Origin of the sequence: Prevotella sp. khp1 (genome assembly GCF_900102205.1) — a bacterium.
In the GTDB taxonomy this organism is placed as follows: Bacteria; Bacteroidota; Bacteroidia; order Bacteroidales; family Bacteroidaceae; genus Prevotella; species Prevotella ruminicola.
The window spans coordinates 286,401-306,058 of record NZ_FNJZ01000002.1; the positions used below are offsets into that span (position 1 = coordinate 286,401).

A 19,658-nucleotide genomic window follows, 5' to 3' on the forward strand; every position below is an offset into this window, starting at 1 on the left:
TATTGAGCAAGCCTTTTTTTACTAATCAAAATCCCAATCGGTTTTGTACTGATCGAATTTAATATCGTCGGTAGGACCGAACTGGGCGATGACGTTCATAATGCCCTCCTGCTGCTCGGGTGTGAGCAGTAGCTCGCCATGATGGGCACGATAATATGGTCCGTTGCCACGGCCAAAGAATGAGCTTACACTCTGGCGCGCCTCGGCCTTATGATACTTGTCCACGTTCTTGTACAGCTGACTGAATCCCCAGGCCTTCCGTACCAGTTTCTTCTCACGATAGTAGCAGCACTCGCCATCCTGCCAGGCTGTAGGATATATGGCCATGCCACAACCACGTTCGCCTCGCTTCAGTAGCATGGCCTGATAGTGCATGCACGTATCTTTTTTACCACACTCGCCATTAAAACACAGGGCATAGCTCCCAGGGATGTTTTCTGCTTTTAGTTCTTTCTCTTCCATATTCATATTTTTTTTAGTTATTAATCAAAAAATCTCTCATCTCTCAACAAATCTCTCAAAACCCGCATAAACACTGGTGATTCGGGCGATGAGAGATGGTTTTTATCCCTCCCTCATCTCTCCCTAATCTCTCATGTCATCTCTCCCTACATGTCTATGCCACCTTGATAGGCATCACATCGTAGTACGAGATATGAGCACGCTCCCTATGCTTGAAACCCAGCGCCTTGATGGTTTTACCCAGACGCACCTTATTGCCGATGGTATTGGTGAGCGAAGGATAGCTCTTCTGCATCACAACTATCATCTGGTCGCAATTCATCGCCTTAGGTACCTCATCTTCTTCAGGATGGCGGAAACAGGCCACAAACATCTCACCCAGGTCCTTCTGTTCCATAAAGTCCTGATTCAACTGCTGTATGCGGGCCACCTCATCGTTACTGAACCAGTAGGGAGCCTTTAGCTCCTGTAGCTCATAAACCACCTGAGCATATAGCTGCAGATAGTCGATGTCGCCCTCATTATTAATCAGGTGCCCGTCGGGAATCTGGATACAGATGTATCGGCGACTGCCTGTAGGGTCGGTCAGAGGGTGAGGATTGTTGGTGGTTGCCACAAACGATGCGAATCGAGGGCGATCCTGCTGGGTACGACCAAAGATGGGACGACCATTCACCTTACTTACCGACAGCGTCTGCTTAAGCTTTGACTGCTGTTTAACGCCAATGGCCTCGAGCTCATCCAGATTCACAATGAGATTGTTGGTAAGCGCCATCTCCTTATCGAACTTATTACTCAGGTTCAGGTGATCGAGATAATACTCACGCAGTTCAAGGGGCAGCAGTCGACGCACAAAGGTGGTCTTACCACAACCCTGAGCGCCTATAAACGTAGGTACACACTCGTTGCCATGCAGCATATCCATCTGCAGCCAGTGGGCTACGGCAGAGCGGAGCCAGATGGTGAGATAGTTTAGCTGCTCAGAACTGATGCCAGGTATGCGACCAAAAATCCTGGCGATATGGTTCTGTCCATCCCATTTGGGTAGAGTAGTCAGGAATGCCTGCGCAGGATTATACTCAGACACCTCCTCAGATTCCACATATTCCGTTATCTCTGTCTTAGGACTGCCCTTTTCCAGTATCTGTTCGCGCTTGGCACGAATCACGATACTGTTCAGGGCCTCCTTGGTTAGAGGTCGGAACACATTTGCTTTAGGCAGCACAGCATATTCCACCTTGCCGTTTAGGGTGTTTCGGCGGAACACGTAATTCTCGTTGAGGAACAGCTCGATGGCGAGCGTTGCCTCCTGTGAAGCGTTATTTGCCTCACTGGTAGTAATACAGTTTTCTGACATATGAAAAAAATTTTAATGTTTAACCTCTTCCTTTAGTCTTTCTCCTTAGGTCCGGTTTTTGGCGCGCTTTCCACAGCGTGCGTTTCATGGTGCAAATATACAAAAAAAAATCACGATTTGCAAGTGTTTCCCCAATTATTTTCATTTTTTCTTAAAATGTTAAAATTTGGATGATGTTGAGAGATGGAGGGAGGGATGAGGGAGAGATCAGGGAGGGATTATGAGAATCTCTCATCTCTCAAAACACTAGTGTTTATGCGGGTTTTGAAAGATTTGTTGAGAGATGGAGGGATTTTCAGCAAAAACGTAGCAAAAAGTGCAAACTAAGGTTGTACACATCGCCATCAAAAGCGCATAATATTTTCTTCGACAAGCGAAGCGGCAAGCCGATTACCCAACTTGGGAATGTTTTGTCCCCAACCTGGGAACGTTTCATTCCCAGGCTGGGAACATCGCGTTCCACTAATGGGAATATCAAAAAAGGCTTGCTCTGGATTATTGAGCAAGCCTTTGTTTTGTTGTTTGTTTTTTATCCGCGGTATTTGAAGCTGCTGCCACCAACGAACTCACGCATGATGCTGGTGGGGGGAATCTCCTTATCGCTGATGGGGATAAAGTAATGCAAGAACTTTAACAGGCGATGGGCTTCGGCATACTCCGGGCAGTTTTTGGGAACTGACGCGAGGATAACCTCGGCATGGGTGCGCAACACGGCAAACTCGATGTTGAGGGCCGAGTTGAACATCACATCGGCTGTTTCCTGGAAAGGTACAATCCACTGATCCTCGGCCTCGCACACGCTGTGCCACTGACTGATAGTCTCACGAGCCGAGAAGGCACCTTTGTTGTAGTCGCGAATGATGCGGCGCAGCAGACGGTTGTCCTGGGTGGGAATCCAGTTATGATCGTCGAGCGAGATGCTGGTAAGGGCCGAGATATAGATCTTATACTTGGCCGAATCGGGAATCTGCTTGGTGAGCAGGGGATTCAGGGCGTGGATACCCTCGATAATCAGCACGCTATCGTTGCTCAACTTAAACTTCTTGCCATTCCACTCGCGCTTGCCAGTAACAAAGTTATACTGGGGCACCTCTACTACCTCGCCCTTCATCAGGCGTTCCAAGTGCTCGCCCAGCAGCTTGTAATCTACGGTCTCGATATTATCAAAGTCGTACTGACCGTTAGGCAGCTTGGGGGTATCGACACGGTTCACAAAATAATCGTCGGTTGAGAACGAATAGGGACGCAAACCACAAGCCAGCAGCTGCACAGAAAGACGCTTACAGAAGGTGGATTTACCCGAGCTCGACGGTCCTGTAATGAGGACTATACGGATGGGATTCTCTGGGTCGCGGAAACGCTGATCGATCTCCTCGGCGATTTTTACAATCTTTTTTTCTTGCAGAGCCTCGCTCACCTGAATCAGCTCGGAGCCATAGCCACGCAGGATGGCCTTGTTGACATCGCCGGCATTCGACAGGCGCATGATGATATCCCAACGCACCTTTTCGGCAAACACCTCGAACGTGCGAGGCATGTCAACCTTCTCGGCCAGCTTGGTAGGATCGTTCTTATCGGGCACACGCAGCAACAGGCCGTCGTGATAGCGCTCCAGGCCCCACACCTTGAGGAAGCCTGCCGATGGCACCAGCGGACCATAGTAATAATCTACGGTATCGCCCAGCATATAATAATCGGTATATATCTGACCGCTGGTTTCAATCAGCTTTACCTTATCGGCAAAACCACGCTCGCTGAACACACGTACAGCCTCGTCGGTAGTGGCCTCGGTACGGCGGAAGGGCAGGTCGAGATCAACAATCTCTTTCATGCGCTGGCAGATTTTCTGCACATCCTCATCCGTCAGGGGCTCGTTGTTTTTCTTTTTAAAGTTGCAGTAGTAGCCGTTTGAGATGGGGTGCTCCATGTAAAGCTTGCTACCAGGGAACACATCGCTGGTGGCCTTGTAGAGCACAAAGCACAGCGAACGGGTATAAACACGACGACCTGAACCACTACGGGCATCAAGGAATTCTACGTCGCGATTCTGATACAAACGGAACTTCAGGCCTTGCGAGGCGTTGTTGACCTTGGCCGATACTACTGGATACTTAAAATTAAGTTCGCTGGCAAACGCCTGATAAACGTCGGCCAACGATGTGCCTTCAGGGAAACTCTTGGTGATGTTGTTATTCTTGCAACGGATATGTAACATACTCTACTGGTGTTTTTTCATACTTACCTTATCGATAGCTATCTTTTGGCAACCAACGCCCACAATAGCCAACTGGGCCTTGGCACAGCTACCATGAGCCGTAAACACAGCGTGGTACTGCTGCCACTGGTTGCCTATGGCACGGATGGTAGCCTCGGCCAGGGGCTGGCGCTGCTCATCAACCAGCTGGATAATCAGCAGTTTGCAGCCTTCCACACGGTCTTCTTCCTTCAAGGCAGGCAGATTGCGCAGGCATACTGAGAAATCGTACTTAGTGCCCTCGACTACAGGGATACCATCAAAACCCTGGTTATAGATGGTGTCGCAGCAGATGACGGCATAGCAAGGATTATCGGTACTAACAGGATCAACATAAACCACTACTAAGGGCTTGCGGCTATCCCAAGCGGTGGTGGCATTAGCGCCTTTTTCAACCCTGGGGGTTAATTCAAAATCGCCATTACGAATAAGCTCGGCTTCCTGAGCCTGAGCTGTGAGAGTGCATAATGCCAGCAACAGCATCATACAAAGATGTTTACACTTAATCATATCAAATATTCTCTTTTTAAAAAGTCTATACTACATGCAGACAGAGCATGGTGAGATCGTCGTTAGGATCGGCGCCGTTGCGATGACGGTTCACCTCGTTCTTCATGGTATCTACCATATCTCGTGGATTCAGCTGGCTGGCACTTTTAACTACGTTAAGCACCTGTTCGTCGCCAAACTGCTCAAGTTTCGTGTTCTCGGCCTCGTTCAAACCATCGGTATATACAAAGAACAGGTGGCCACGGATATCATCTATCACCTCGCCCTCGTATTTCAGTCCTTCCCAAAGACCGATAGGCGCATTGGGTTCCATCTTCAGGAATCTGCTCTCGTTGCCATTGCCCAGTATGGGGGGATTATGACCTGCATTACAGAAATCGAGCTTGCCGGTACGCAGGTTCACCACACCGATAAACATGGTAATAAACATGCCGTCGTCGTTATGCTCGCTCAGTTCGGCATTCAGCTCGGTAGCCAACTTGGCCGGCGTGTAGTTACGCTTAACCATAGCACGGAACAACCTGATAACCTGAGCCATGAAGAGCGCTGCGGGCACTCCCTTACCTGATACGTCGCCTACGCAGAAGCACAGGTTATCGCCAATAATCAGATAGTCGTACAAATCGCCTCCTACCTCCTTGGCGGCTGTCATCGAGGCATAGAGATTGAAATCGGAGCGCTGTGGGAACTCGTTGGGTACCATCGACTCCTGAATGTGGCGGGCAATACGCAACTCACTCTCGATACGCTCCTTGGCCGATGTGGTTTCCTCGAGCTGGTCGTAAGCCGCCTTCAGTTCGTTATGCGCCTTGTGCAACTTGGCAGCAGCCTTTTGCTTGTAAAGGGCATAAACAATAAAGAAGCCGATAATCAGAATAATAGTAACAACAGCGGCTATCTGACGCTCGCGCATCAGCTTGGCCTTGTTCTCGGCCAGTCGGGTTTCGTTCTGCTCAGTATTGTAGATAGTGGCCAGTTCGGCTGCATTGTCGGCTCTTGCACGATCGATAGCTACACTCAGCGAGTCGCAGATAAAGGTACTGATAGCATAAACCGAGTCCTTGCGACCTGCCTTGAGGTTGGCCTCGTACTTCTTCAGATAATAGGTTTCGAGATTCTCGATCGAGAACTCCATGCGATATTTGTTTACCAACTCATCGAGTCGCTGGAAACAAACGGCTGCTTCTTTCCATTGTTTGGCCTCAATCAGGTACTCGCCAGCATCGTAGATACCCTCAGGACTCTTACTGAACTTGGTGTTTCTGAAGTCGAGATAAGCCAGATACGACTCCTGCGATTGCCCTAACGATACAAGCGCTGTGGCACGATAGATACTACAACGGGCAAGCTGCTTGTCGATATAGTCCTCGTCGGCAGAATATAGCCTCTCGTATTTGTGTACCAGCTCTTCATAGCGGTCGCACCAATACAGGGCCTGCTGATACTGATGGGTGGCATTACACGAGTAAGCCATATTTACAATGCCTGCAATGGCACCTTTGTAAGTAGATTCGGTAGGTGATGCGCTGATGCGCTCAAGATGCTTGTTATAAGCGCGTTCGAACGATTTCTTAGTAGTTTCTTCCATGCCAGGCAAACGGGCCTGTCCGCAACCGATAAACACCAGCAGGTTTACATAATCGGTGGTGGTATCGCAACCTAACACCTCGAGTTTTTCGGCTGCATTGATGGCCTCTTTCAGCGAGCCGTCGTAGTCGCCCTTCAGATTCAGCAGGTTAGCCAGATGACTGGCCGCCTTGGCGTAATAATCTACCTGCTCGGAATTATTAAAGTTTTCTACTTCGCTCTCGGCCTTCTTCCAGTAATACTCGGCTGTGCGCTTCTTACCCATGCGGTCGCTGGCATAGCCACTCCAATAGTGCGACTGAACTTCGGAAATAGCACCAATCTTACCAAGGCTATCGGCTAAAGACAACAACAACGGATAGTCCTTATGCTTATACGCATCAAGGACTAATCCGTCGGCTGTATTTTTTTCAAGTCCTGTTTCTTTCCGTTCGCCGCATGCAACCACCAGCATCACCACCAGTGAGAAACAAGCCAGTAGTTTAATAGTTCTGTGGCTCATTCTTCTGCCCAATAATCATTTATTGTGGGCAAAGATACGGAAAAAGTTTGAAACTTGCAAGTTATTCAATCAAAAATTTATAAATATCGCTCTTTTATCCACGAGCCTCGATTTCCTTGTTAATCTCGTCCAGACGCTCATCGGTAAGAGGATACTTGTAGATAAGACCTCCAACGATAATCAACAGAACGGCAGGAATGATACAGGTGAACACCAGAATAGCATTCTGGGCTGTTACCGAATACTCGGCCAGATGGGTATAATAAGCGTTTACAGGTGCGCTGATGAACGAAGCCAGGAACACCGTTACAAAGATGCTGAGTACCAGCTGCAGGCACTTGTTGGCCTTGAACTCGGCAAACATCTCGCCATAGGTAACAGGCTTTTCGGGTGTAGTGGCAATGCGCTCCTTACAACCTGTGAAGCAGTAAAGCAGCAGTACAAAACCTACAATAGCAAATACGCAGGTAACAGTAAACCAAGCAGTAGGATCAACGGGCAGAGCCGACTCCTCGCTGGCCAGGTCGAAACCAATCATACCCATTACCAGTGGGGTAATCCAACCAGCAATTGAGAAACCAGCCTTGAAGGCTACACCAGCCAGAGCGTTAACGGTAGCAGCAGGACGGTTGCCTGTACGATACTCGGCCTCGGTAATTACCTCAGGCACAAGGGCCCACATGAGCGAACCAACCAGCAAACCAACACCTGTCATCACCTTAGCAGTCTGTACCAATGTATTGAGCTCGGCCACATCGAAGAACTTACCAATGGTGAACAGGATGACAAAACCTACAAAACCAATGGTGAGCAGCAGGTAATACAGACCCTTCTTACCCAACCAGCTCTTCAGCATAGGCAGCGAGGGCAGGATAACGAAGGCAGGAATGGTACCAATGGCCATGAACAGAGCCTGGTTCCAGTCAATCATGGTATGAGCTACCATAGCCAAACCGATGGGGAAACCAGCCTGAACCACAATCTGACCGATGTTGGCACATACCATACGGGTAGATGTAAGCTTCAGCACCTCGTCGTTATCGCGAGTCATACTGGCCATGATAGAGCCATAAGGAATATTTACTACCGAGTAGATCATGCTAAGCACGGTATAGCTAACGGTGGCATAAATCAGCTTCACGCTGGGCGACCAGGTAGCGGCCTGTGGCAGCATAAGCAGGCAGGCAGCAACCGTCAAGGGGATACCACCATACAGCAGATAGGCACGATACTTACCCAACTTGGGGTTACGGTTGTCGATATAACGACCCACTACAGGACTCCAGAAGCAGTCGATGAGTCGGACAGAAAGAATCAGTCCGCTTACAAATGCCGGATTAATCTTCAGTACTGTAGTCAGATAAAGCATGAGGTAACATGCTACTGTCTGGAAAATAAGATTCTGCGCCAGGTCGCCCGATCCATAGCCGATGCGCTGGAGCCACGAAAGCTTATAGAAGCCTTTGGTTTCGTTAGATGTACTCATATTATTTATTAGTTATTAATTGATAATTCGAATGAACTCATGGGCAGTCCGCTCAACGAGCGAACGTTGGCCTGCTTGGGATCGTCCTTCCAGGCATAGCGGATTTTCAAGGCTGATGCTTGCGAAGCTTGAGGTACGAGAAGGGTAATCACATTACCCTTGCCGACAGCAGGCACATTCTGGTATGTATTGTTACCATTGTTGCAAACCTCGAATGTATAGAGGCCGCCTTCCTGTATAGGCTGGTCGAGTGTGAGCTGGATAGCTGCATCACTCACCTGGGTAGATACCACCTCGGGCGACAGCTTCACCTTATTATTATATAAGAGCTTATCAAAACACAAGCCGATACGCTCAGCCACCTCTTTTTTACGCAGGGGATGGATGTCAACCGTTTCACCCAGGTCGTTAATCACAGCCAGTTCGGCTTTTGCATCGGCCTTAGCCACTACACGCTGAGCCTCGCGCAACTGTGCCCAACCGCTGTTTACAGGCTCTGTCTGTGGGGTGATGGGGCGTGGGAAGCCTGTCTGCTGGCGACCGTCGTAGTTGGCCAACTGCACAATCACGAACGGCATCTGCTGGTCGTTCCAGCGATCGCGCCAGCTACCCATCAGCTTTTTCAGATGGTCGGCATAGGGGGCAGGATTGCCAGTATTCGACTCGCCCTGATACCATACCACGCCATTGATGGCATAAGGTGCCAATGGATACAGCACGGCATTATACAGTGTGGTGGGCAGGTTCTGTAACGATACGTCGCTGCTGGGGCACTGGGGCATTTCGGCACCCACCTTCATCTTCCACAGCTGACTGAGTGGCTGCACATCCTTTGGCATGGGGTTCTGCGACAGGCGGTCGTCGCCAAAACACAACATGTAAGGCTTTTCGGGAATGAAATGTACAGCGCCGAACTTATTGATAAAACGGATGGCAATTACGTTATCGCCCTCTTTCAGCATACCCTCGGGGATATCATAGCGGCGTGGGGGATACTGATAACCCGTTTGTCCAATCTGCTTGCCGTTCAGATAGGTTACATCGCGATCGAACAGCGTGCCCAGCAACAGGCGGGCAGGTTTTCCTGCATGCTGCTTATCAATCGTAATATGCTGTCGCAGCCAAACGCTACCTGTGCCGCGCCAGGTCCAGTTATTCTGATCAATCTGCTGCCATGAGGTTTCATCTACAGCCACATCGGCATAACCTGGGTCGGTCTGGTTCAGAATGCTTTCCCACTGCTGGTTGGCAGCGCCATTGGCCTGCATTTGTGCGCGTACATAATTATCGTTCTGATACATCTGCAGCTTTTTAATCAGCATGGGATAGTCGGCCTTCAGCGAATCCTCGCTAATCCAAGCCTCGATGGGTGTGCCGCCCCAGCTGTTAACAATAATGCCCTGAGGCACCTTGTTGGTCTGGAACATGCGCTTACCCAAGAAATAGCCGGCAGCCGAGAACAACCAGGCATTCTGCTTGTTCACAGGTTTCCAGTTGATGTTAGTATGGCGGATATCCTCCTTTACACCATGGGTGCTGGTTTCGTTCTGCACACGGAACAAGCGGATTTCATTATTCTCGTAGTTATCAATCTCCTGAGTGTACTGCGGATAAACACGCTCGATGGTGACATCAATGTTCGACTGACCAGAGAGCAGCCATACATCACCCACCAGAATATTATCAATCGTTTGATCGTTGACCGTTAACTGATAAGGGCCACCTGCTTTCATCTTAGGCAGGTCAACACGCCATCGGCCATCGGCATCGGCGGTAGTTTGATACACCTTCTTGTTGAAACGTACGGTTACGGCTTCGCCGGCATCGGCATGGCCCCAAACAGGTATGAGTTTGCCACGTTGCACCACCATACCCGACTGGAACAGTTTAGGCATGGTTACTTTTGCATCGGCAACTGACAAACAAAATAGTGTTGCGCAAAAAAATATAATTTTCTTCATAATTGTTGCTTTGAGGTCACAAAATTAAGAAAAATCTGCGATGAAACCGCCAAAATGAGTCATTTTGTTATGCAATGACACATTTTGAAAAACTTCTGTAACAATTTAAAATATAAACTCGCCGATTTTTCACTACCTTTGCAGCAGTTTTATTTTCAACAGATATGAACAAATTATCATCGCAACAGGTATCATTAGGTGAGAAGGTCGGCTATTCGTTAGGAGATGCCGCTGCTAACTTGGTATTCCAAATGATGATGATTTTCCAGTTGAAGTTCTATACCGATGTATTTGGACTCGACGGAGCTGTTGCTGGTTCGGTGCTGATGATAGCCAGCATTTCGGCCATCATCGTTGATCCTGCCATCGGTCTGCTCACCGACCATACCAACACCCGCTGGGGTAAATTCCGTCCTTGGATGCTTTGGACCGTTATCCCCTTCTGCGTATTCTACATGTTGGCATTTTATAATCCAGGCATTCATCAGAAAAGTTCGGTAGCCATCTACGCAACCATCAGTTATGTGTTGCTAATGACGGCCTACTCCTTTAACAATATACCTTATTCTTCTTTAGGCGGTGTGATGACCAGCGATATTCGCGAGCGCACCAGCATTACCACCATCCGTTTTGTGGTAGTAACCATTGCGCAGTTCGTGGTGCAAGGTCTTACATTACCTTTGGTAGATCACTTTGCCGAGGGCCACACCTTGCAGCATGGCTGGAGTTGCACCATCGCCATCTTTGCCTGCATCGCCTTTATCTTCTTTATTATCACGTTTGCTGTGTCGAAGGAGCGCATACAGCCGCCTCCACGCCAACAGCTCAGTGTGAAAGAGGACATTAAAAATACGGTTTCGAATGTATCGTGGAATGCAATGGCATTACTCACATTTGCGCTGTTCGTAACGTTAGCCATGTGGGGATCGGCCATGAACTTCTACTTCCAATACAATGTAGATCAGAAGTCGCTGTACGATTTCATGTCGCATTTCATCAGTCTCGATTTCAGTGATGCCTACTCTATCGGCTTCTCGGCCTTTAACATGATGGGGGCCATCGTGCAGTTTGTAGGTGTTATCTGCTTGTCGCGCTATCTGGCCAACAAGTTTGGAAAGAAGAAGACCTTCAAGGTATGTCTGAGTCTGACAGCTTTCCTTACTGCCCTGTTCTATATCCCAGAGCCCACCGATGTAGGATTGCTGTTTGTGATTAACTTCCTGCGCTCATTGGCTTATGCGCCTACCATCCCACTGCTGTGGGCTATGATTGGCGATGTGGCCGACCATATCGAATACGAGAGTCATCGCCGTGCCACAGGCTTCTGCTTCTCAGGCATCGTGCTGGCCCTGAAGTTAGGATTAGGCTTTGGAGGCGCTATCGCAGGCATCATCATTTCGATGTTCGGCTATGTAGCTGGTGGCGAAACTACCATACAGAACGAGAGTGCCACCATGGGTATCCGATTGGTATCGAGCATTGTGCCAGCCATGCTGTTCATGGTAGGTGTGGTGGCGCTGCACTATTACCCCATATCGAAAGAGTATAACGAGAATATGCAGGCAGAACTGTCGGCACGCCGCAGGATTGCCAACCAGAATAATGATTATTAACTATAAAAAATGTGAATATGAAACCACGCTATCTTTATCCAAAAGATTATTATGCAGACCCATCTGCTAATGTGTTTAATGGTAAGCTTTATGTATATCCCTCACACGACTGGGAGGCTGGTGCTGCCTTCGACGATGACGGCGGTCACTTCCAGATGAAAGACTATCACGTTATCTCTATGGAAGATGTAGAGAATGGCGAGGTAACCGATTATGGCAAGATTCTGGATGTTGCCGACGTAAAGTGGGCCGAAAAGCAGATGTGGGATAACGACTGCGTAGAGAAGGATGGTAAGTACTACCTGATTTTCTCGGCTAAGGACTACAATGGTGTATTCCACCTGGGTGTAGCTGTTGCTGATAAGCCCGAAGGTCCATTCATTCCACAGGATCAGCCTATCCGCGGTTCGTTCTCTATCGACCCCAGCGTGTTTAAAGATGACGACGGACAGATTTACTGCTACTTTGGCGGATTGTGGGGTGGACAGCTACAGTGGTATCAGGCTCCTGAGAAACTGGTGAAGGAAGGTGTTGACCTGGGCCCTGCCGCTGATAAGAAGACTCAGCTGTTTGCACCTGCTGATGTACCTGCCCTGTCGAGTTTTGTAGTTAAGATGAGCGACGACGTGCTGCAGTTCTCTGAGGCTCCACGTAGCGTAGTAGTGGTAGATAAGGACGGACAGCCCCTGAAGGCTGGCGATCCTCACCGCTTCTTCGAGGCTTCATGGATGCACAAATACAACGGCAAGTACTACTTCAGCTATTCAACTGGCGACAGCCACATGCTGTGTTATGGTATCGGCGACAATCCTTACGGACCATTCACCTATCAGGGTGTGATTCTTGATCCCGTTGTAGGTTGGACTACCCACCACTCTATCGTAGAGTACAAGGGCGAGTGGTTCCTGTTCTATCACGACTGCGTACCTTCTAACGATATTACCCATCTGCGTTCGCTCAAAGTTCAGCGTTTGTTCTATAACGAGGATGGAACGATTCAAAAGGTAATCAATGAATAACGACCAACTTATAACCAATTATTACATTACTCATCGCGACGAGTTGCTGACTTACGTCAGTACACGTCTTGGTGGCAGAGCAGAGGCAGAAGACGTGGTTCAGAACGTGTTTCTGCGTCTGCTCACTTCCACCAAATTAATCACCGAAACCACCTTACCAGCCTTAGCATATACCACAGCACGCCACATGATATGCGACTTTTACCGTCGACGTATCTACACCAACGACTACGAGCATTATATCCGAGAGGTGTGTAGCGAGGAACTTTCGGCCGATTCGGTTTACTCTATCAGAGAGATAACCGAACAGCTGGAACGCGGACTGGCACGACTGCCAGAGAACTGTCGCGAGGTGTATCGTCTCCATATCTACGATGGTATGAAGGTGAGCGAGATATCCGATTTCTTAGGCGAGAACTACAAGAGCGTAGAGTATCGCTTAGGTACAGCCCGCAAGGCCATGCGCCAGTATTTGCGAGCTATTTAAATATCAAGGTTGAGAGCTTATCGGCAGCAAACAACTCGTTTGCAACCTTCTGTACGTCGTCAACCGTTACCTTATCAATACTGTCAAACAGCTTTTCAACGTTTTTCTCCCAACCATAATGCAGGAAACTCTTACCAAAGTCGAGTGCAAACTGTTCGCGATTGTCGCAGGCAATGGCTATCTGACCTTTCAACTGCTGCTTGGCTTTCTGTAAGGCGTTGTCGCTCAATGGTTTCTGCATCACCTTATCCAATTCGCGGCGCACCAGGCGGAGGCATTTACGTACATCGTGTGGGTCGCAACCAAAATAAATGCTCCACATACCTGTATCGCTGTAGCTTACCATGGTACTCTCAACGGTATAAACCAAGCCATTTCGCTCGCGTAAAGCCAGGTTCAAGCGGGCATTCATGCTGGGTCCGCCAAGAATGTTATTCAACAGATACAAAGGGATACGCAAAGGATGGTGGATGTCGTAGCTACGTGTGCCTAACATCACATGTGCCTGGTGCGAACCAATATCCTTGGTAAGCGATTTGGCAGGAACCGCTGTAGGGTTGTCAACCAACGTGGGTTGCTGTTCGGTTGGCGCCTGACCAAAAGTCTGCGCTTTCTCTACCATTTTTACCAGACGTTTGAAATCCACATTGCCATACACAAAGAAAATGGCGTTGTCAGGACGGTAGTTACGCTTTACAAATCGTAAGGCATCAGCGGTTTTATAGGTACGCAGCTGATCGGCATTGCCCAAGATGTTATGCCCCAGGGGATGACCCTCGAACAGCATATTCTCGAACTCATCGTAAATCAGCTCAGCAGGCGAGTCGTTATAACTCTCAATCTCATCGCAGATAACCTCTACCTCCTTATCAATCTCGTGCTGGGGATAGGTGCTGTGAAACACCATATCGGTAAGCAGCGAGATAGCTTTGGCAATATGTTCCTTCTGGATGGCTGCATAAAACGTGGTATCCTCCTTATTGGTAAAGGCATTCAGGTCGCCTCCCAACTGCTCCAGACCATTGATAATCTGGATGGCGTTGCGATGCTCGGTGCCCTTAAACGTCATATGTTCACAGAAGTGAGCCATACCCTCCTCGCCAGGCAACTCATCGCGTGTGCCGGCAGCTATCTGGTAACCGCAGTAAACCACCTCGGCCACCGAGGGCTTGTGGATAATGCGCAAACCGTTTGCAAGGGTATAAGTATTGTAATCTGCCATATTAATCTTCGTATTCAGTAGGATCGTCGATGCCTGCATCGCTCAAGGCTTCCTTGCGCTCAATACAGGTGCCGCACTTGCCGCAATGCTTGTCGCCACCACGATAGCACGACCAGGTTTTGCTGTAGTCGATACCCAACTCCTTACCACGGGCAGCAATCTGGCCCTTGGTCATATTGCAGTAAGGCGAGAGCAAGCGCACGCCATTGAAGGTACCAGCCTGGGCAGTCTTATCGAAAGCATCAACAAACTCAGGGCGACAATCGGGGTAGATGGTGTGGTCGCCACCATGATTGGCCATCATCACATACTGCAGATCGTTACTCTCGGCCATACCTGTGGCAACGGCCAGCATAATGCCATTACGGAAAGGCACCACCGTAGATTTCATATTCTCGCTGGCATAATGCCCCTCGGGGATAGCCTCATCGCCCGAAAGCAATGAACTACGGAAATACTGGCCCATAAACTCTAAGGGAATCACCAAATGCTTGATGCCCAACTGCTCGCAATGATACTTGGCAAAGGGAATCTCCTTGGCATTATGATTACTGCCATAATCGAATGATATGGCCAGCGCAATACGCTCCTGATAGTCGTAGAGCAGTGTGGTAGAATCCATACCACCGCTCAAAATGATGATACTGTCTTTCATCTTCTTTAATATTTTGGATGCAAAGGTACGAAAAAAAAGACACGAATTACACGAATTACACGAAAAATTGTTTATCTTTGCGGCATGAAACTAAAAACAATTTCGATAACCGTATGCTTGCTGCTGTGTTCGATGGTGAGTATGGCTGGCGTTTGGCAATATGTCGATCCACGTATTGGTAGTGAGGGGGTGGGAAGAACATTCCCTGGTCCGTCGATGCCTTTTGGTATGTGCAAACCAGGTCCCGACTGCACCGTTAAGCCCAATGCCGGTTGGGCCAAGATGCCCGAAGTGGTAACAGGCTTTTCGCAAACCCACGTGAGCGGCACAGGCGGCGGTCAGAAATATGGTAACATACTGATACAGCCAGGCGTTACACCCCAGAAGCGCACGAACGAGGAGTTTGCGCTGGGCTATTATGCCACCACCTTTGAGAATGGTATCCGCACAGAGATTACCACCTCGGAGCGTTGCGCCTTTTATCGCATACACTACCCTACAAATGGTTCGTTGCTGATTGATGCCACACATTACCTGGGTAAGAATCCCATACCCGACCAGCGCGAGCAACAGCAGTTTATTGGTGGCGAGATAGAAGTGGTGAGCAATCACGAGGTACGCGGCTACACAAGGGTTCGTGGCGGTTGGAACAATGGCGACGCCTATACGGTGTACTTCTGCTTGGTAACAGATAAGGCATTTAAGCAGGCGAGCGATAACACCATCGCTTTTACCGATACCCTATTAAACATCAAGATAGGCATATCGTACGTGAGCGAGCAACAAGCCAAACGTAATATTCCTGATAACAATTTCGACACCCAGTTAAGCACCCTGCGCAACAGCTGGGAGCAACTGCTGAGTCGTATCCAGATAAAAGGCACAGAGGCTGATAAGCGCATGTTCTACACAGCCCTTTATCACACCATGATTATGCCTGTGGACAAATCGGGCGAAAACCCCAAATGGACTGAGAAACCTTACTACGACGATTACTATGCCATCTGGGATACTTATCGTTCCAGTTCGCCACTCATCACCCTGATTGACCCTAAGCGCGAGGCGGACATCGTAAACGCGCTGCTGAACATCTATAAACGCGAAGGTTATATGCCCGATGCCCGCAGCGGCGATTGCAACGGACGCACCCAAGGCGGTTCGAATGCCGAGGAGGTGATTGCCGACGCCTTTGCCAAAGGTGTAGAGGGCATTGATTATAACTATGCCCTACAGGCCATGCTGAAGGATGCCGAAGTGGATCCTGGTGCCGACCACGAGAAACATGGTCGTGGTGGACTGCACGAATACCTGAAATACGGTTATCTGCCTTATGGAATCGATCGTGCTGGCACGCGTACCATCGAGTATGCCTACAACGATTATTGCATAGCGCTGGTGGCCAAAGGCTTAGGCCGCATGGATGTTTACGACCGTTACCTGAAACAGTCGCAGAACTGGAAGAACCTGTGGCGCGCCGACTATGAGTGGGACGATGTGAAAGGTTATATCATGCCCAAGGATGCCAACGGCCAATGGCTCGATTCGGTACCCTGGGGCAAATCAAAGGTTTATCATCCACTCATACCTTATACCCCTATCACCAAAGTGGCACCTTGGTATCTGCCTTGGTGGAGCACTTTCTTCTACGAGGCGCTTTCAGCCGAGTATTCGCTCAGCATCCCTCACGATGTGCCAGGACTGATAGAGGCTTGTGGCGGCGCCGCCACCTTCCGCAAGCGATTGGATATGTTCTTTGATCGCAAGCGTTACAATGTGGGTAACGAGCCCTCGTTCCTTACACCTTGTCTGTATCACTGGATTGGCAGACCCGACCTGACTTCGGATCGTGTCCGCCAGATTATCAGCGAGAACTATAACGATAAGCCCGATGGTCTGCCTGGCAACGATGATAGCGGTGCCATGTCGTCGTGGTTAGCCTTCCACATGATGGGCCTCTACCCCAATGCCGGTCAGAGCTACTATCTGCTGCATGCCCCACTGATACCAGAATGGACCCTGCAGTTATCCAACGGGAAAACACTACATGGCGTACTGAAAGGCAAGGGTACCCACTTTGAGAAGGTAACCCTGAATGGCCAACTGCTTAACGATGCCCGATTGGAACACGCCGACCTGATGCAAGGTGGCGAGTTGGTATTCTATGTGTCGAAGAAGCGTGTAGAAGGGGAAAACAAGGTGTTTCCAAGTAAGAAACAAAGTGTTTCCAAGGCAGAAACAACCAGTTTCCAAGTTGGAAACAACTTAAAAGCTACCCTCGCCCCCTGCGGCAACATCAGCTTTACACTCAACCAGCAGCACCGTACCTGGCCTTGGGCCTACGCCTGGCAGGCCGACACCTTAATATTTACCTGCAAAGAAGCTACTTACAAGATACCTCGTACTGTGGTAGAGAATGGTAACGGGTTCTGCTGGGAGATGCCATCTGCCGATGGTGCCATCTACGAGGCCAAAGGTACGTTTGCCTTTATCTCGCAGAAGGCCTTAAAAACATTACAGGAAAAAGGCTACTTTATCTACGATGGTATTACCTGGCGAAAAACAGCCTCAACAAACGATACAATAAAAGTACGTGCTGATATCGATCTTACAGAAATGTGTATCTCATTGAAACACAATCTGCCTCTCGTGCTCGAAATGCGTAATAATCCTTTAGGTATCAATTGGCGTATGGAATGACAAAACGGCTATTAATAGTTATCGCTCTGCTAACATGGGGCTTTGCACTCTATGCTGTTCGTGGCGGCGCTGCGGATGTGAAACAAGAGAGTGAAGCGCGATGGCAGAAGATTGTGGCACTTAAGAACTCATCGCAAACCCAACAGCTGGCCCAAGAGGCCAATGCTCAAATGGAGTGGTTCGGCTCGCATGACGAGTGGGACAACTACTATCGTACCTGGCAACTAAAAGCCAACGCCCTGAGTGCACAAGGCAAACTACAGACAGCATTGCAGGAAACACAGCGCATGCTGAGCGATGCCCAGGAGCGCGACAACAAGTTAGGACGTGCGATGGCCTATAAACAGATAGGTGTGATTTATCTGAACATGAAGCAGACAGAGCCTGCCGTTGAGGCGCTGAAGCACTATGCCGAACTGATGAAGGACGAGGACGACTTTAACTCTATCAGCAACATCTACTACCGCATTGCCAAGGCCTACGATTATAACAAGCAATACAAGCAGGAACTGCAGGAAACCAACGAATGGATGCATTTTCTGCTTACCAAGGTTGGCAAGGTTAAGAAACCACATGTTCGCGAATGCTATAACGCCTGCTATCTTGCCCGTGCTGCCGCCTTTATCGGACTGAACAGACTTCATGATGCCCAAATGGCGCTTGACACCGCCCATCATCATGCCCACCTGATTAACACCTCGCTCAGTCTGCACCACTATTATAAAATGCAGGCCCGCTACTATATGGCAGCAGGCGATGCAGCCAACGCACTCCTTTATACCGACAGTGTAAAATATATTACCAACGAAAAGGACGATCATAACGACGAGATAAGAGCCCAGGCCTTGATGCAGTTAGGACGAGGCAACGATGCGGCACAGATTTATCAGCGCCTGTATCAGGAGAAAGACTCGGTGTTCAGTCACGAAGCACGTCAACACCTCGACGAGTTGAACACCATCTTCCAAGTAGATGAGCTCAAGGAAGAGCAGCAGCACGCCAAGTTCTTCTATACCGTGCTGGCCTCGGCTACTGTGGTGGTTGCACTCCTGATACTGATGCTGTTTGGCTGGCGAACAGCTATCAAACTAAAGCGCATAAACGACAAACTGCGCATAGCCAACGAGAAAGCCGAAGTATCATCAAAGATGAAAAGCGAGTTTATCCGTAATATCTCTCACGAAATACGTACGCCGCTTAACATCGTATCGGGCTTTACCCAGGTACTCACCTCGCCCGAAATGGATCTGCCTAAGACGGAAAAGAAAGATATTCAGGAGCGGGTAACCGAGAATACCGACCGCATTACCAAGCTGATAGACCGCATGCTGATGATAAGCAACATTCACAGCGATGCAAAGATTGAACGCGAGGACCACACCGACATTCAAACCATTGTGGCTCAGGCTATTAGTTACTCTGGCATCGAACAGCGCACACGCCCCACAAACAAAGAGGCTGCTGTAACGCTCAAAGTACAGATAGATGCAGCTACCAATGCACTTAGTGTGCTAACCCACAAGTTGCATGCCTCACGACTTCTTGCACAGCTGCTGGAGAATGCCGCAAAGTTTACACACGAGGGCACCATCAGCCTCCAAGCCGAGGCTATCGATGGTCTGGTTCGTTTTATCGTAGAAGATACAGGCATCGGCATTCCTGCTGATGAGAGCGAACATATTTTTGACGAGTTTGTACAACTGAACGAGTTTGCCGATGGTACTGGCATCGGACTTACTGTAGCACGCTCTGTTGCCCTGCGATTGGGCGGCGACCTGCGGGTTGACACCGATTATAAGCAAGGTGCACGTTTTATTTTTGAACTACTAAGATACTGATATAATTA

Annotated in this window: 14 protein-coding genes; 5 read left to right on the plus strand and 9 right to left on the minus strand. The window is 49.0% G+C overall.

Annotated features, from left to right (window positions below):
- Positions 1 to 21: 21 nt before the first annotated feature.
- The 7 genes from BLR73_RS07035 to BLR73_RS07065 all read right to left on the minus strand — a co-directional run bounded on the left by BLR73_RS07035 (position 22) and on the right by BLR73_RS07065 (position 10,119).
- Positions 22 to 462 (minus strand): DUF6078 family protein, encoded by a 441-nt coding sequence (locus BLR73_RS07035; RefSeq protein WP_143010902.1) that lies wholly within the window; start codon positions 460 to 462, stop codon positions 22 to 24.
- Positions 463 to 616: 154 nt separating this feature from the next.
- On the minus strand, positions 617 to 1,819 hold the full coding sequence (locus tag BLR73_RS07040; protein ID WP_091860547.1) for a VapE domain-containing protein: 1,203 nt from the start codon (positions 1,817 to 1,819) through the stop codon (positions 617 to 619).
- A 529-nt stretch (positions 1,820 to 2,348) separates the two neighbouring features.
- Positions 2,349 to 4,034, minus strand: coding sequence for a nucleoside kinase (locus BLR73_RS07045; protein WP_013065035.1), 1,686 nt, complete (start codon positions 4,032 to 4,034; stop codon positions 2,349 to 2,351).
- 3 nt (positions 4,035 to 4,037) lie between these two features.
- The gene (locus BLR73_RS07050) at positions 4,038 to 4,583 is read right to left on the minus strand and encodes a hypothetical protein (protein WP_143010903.1); all 546 of its coding nucleotides are present in this window, start codon (positions 4,581 to 4,583) and stop codon (positions 4,038 to 4,040) included.
- Positions 4,584 to 4,608: 25 nt separating this feature from the next.
- Positions 4,609 to 6,672, minus strand: a complete 2,064-nt coding sequence (locus BLR73_RS07055; RefSeq protein ID WP_091860552.1) for a PP2C family protein-serine/threonine phosphatase — start codon at positions 6,670 to 6,672, stop codon at positions 4,609 to 4,611.
- A 94-nt stretch (positions 6,673 to 6,766) separates the two neighbouring features.
- Complete coding sequence (locus BLR73_RS07060) at positions 6,767 to 8,158, minus strand: MFS transporter (RefSeq protein ID WP_073044340.1); 1,392 nt, start codon at positions 8,156 to 8,158, stop codon at positions 6,767 to 6,769.
- 8 nt (positions 8,159 to 8,166) lie between these two features.
- Positions 8,167 to 10,119 carry a sialate O-acetylesterase gene (locus tag BLR73_RS07065; protein WP_091860555.1) on the minus strand — a complete coding sequence of 651 codons (1,953 nt, stop codon included), beginning with the start codon at positions 10,117 to 10,119 and terminating at the stop codon, positions 8,167 to 8,169.
- A gap of 164 nt (positions 10,120 to 10,283) precedes the next feature.
- Here BLR73_RS07065 and BLR73_RS07070 point away from each other — a divergent pair, with 164 nt between their 5' ends.
- From BLR73_RS07070 to BLR73_RS07080, 3 genes are read left to right on the plus strand one after another with little or no spacing between them, the layout of a single operon-like run.
- Positions 10,284 to 11,732, plus strand: a complete 1,449-nt coding sequence (locus BLR73_RS07070) for an MFS transporter (protein ID WP_091860558.1) — start codon at positions 10,284 to 10,286, stop codon at positions 11,730 to 11,732.
- A gap of 17 nt (positions 11,733 to 11,749) precedes the next feature.
- Complete coding sequence (locus tag BLR73_RS07075) at positions 11,750 to 12,751, plus strand: glycoside hydrolase family 43 protein (protein WP_073044960.1); 1,002 nt, start codon at positions 11,750 to 11,752, stop codon at positions 12,749 to 12,751.
- Entirely contained in the window at positions 12,744 to 13,238 is a 495-nt protein-coding gene (locus tag BLR73_RS07080; protein WP_091860561.1) for an RNA polymerase sigma factor, read from the plus strand. Before BLR73_RS07075 ends, BLR73_RS07080 begins: the two co-directional genes overlap by 8 nt.
- On the opposite strand, the gene BLR73_RS07085 is transcribed toward BLR73_RS07080, so the two are convergent.
- Both BLR73_RS07085 and queC read right to left on the minus strand, forming a co-directional pair.
- The gene (locus BLR73_RS07085; RefSeq protein WP_091861268.1) at positions 13,231 to 14,460 is read right to left on the minus strand and encodes a M16 family metallopeptidase; all 1,230 of its coding nucleotides are present in this window, start codon (positions 14,458 to 14,460) and stop codon (positions 13,231 to 13,233) included. The genes BLR73_RS07080 and BLR73_RS07085 overlap by 8 nt on opposite strands.
- 1 nt (position 14,461) lies before the next feature.
- Complete coding sequence (queC, locus tag BLR73_RS07090; RefSeq protein ID WP_091860564.1) at positions 14,462 to 15,115, minus strand: 7-cyano-7-deazaguanine synthase QueC; 654 nt, start codon at positions 15,113 to 15,115, stop codon at positions 14,462 to 14,464.
- A gap of 84 nt (positions 15,116 to 15,199) precedes the next feature.
- On the opposite strand from queC, the gene BLR73_RS07095 reads away from it, so the two are divergent.
- On the plus strand, positions 15,200 to 17,812 hold the full coding sequence (locus BLR73_RS07095; protein ID WP_091860567.1) for a GH92 family glycosyl hydrolase: 2,613 nt from the start codon (positions 15,200 to 15,202) through the stop codon (positions 17,810 to 17,812).
- Positions 17,809 to 19,650: a sensor histidine kinase gene (locus BLR73_RS07100; RefSeq protein WP_091860570.1), complete on the plus strand. Its 1,842-nt coding sequence runs from the start codon at positions 17,809 to 17,811 to the stop codon at positions 19,648 to 19,650. Before BLR73_RS07095 ends, BLR73_RS07100 begins: the two co-directional genes overlap by 4 nt.
- Positions 19,651 to 19,658: the final 8 nt, after the last annotated feature.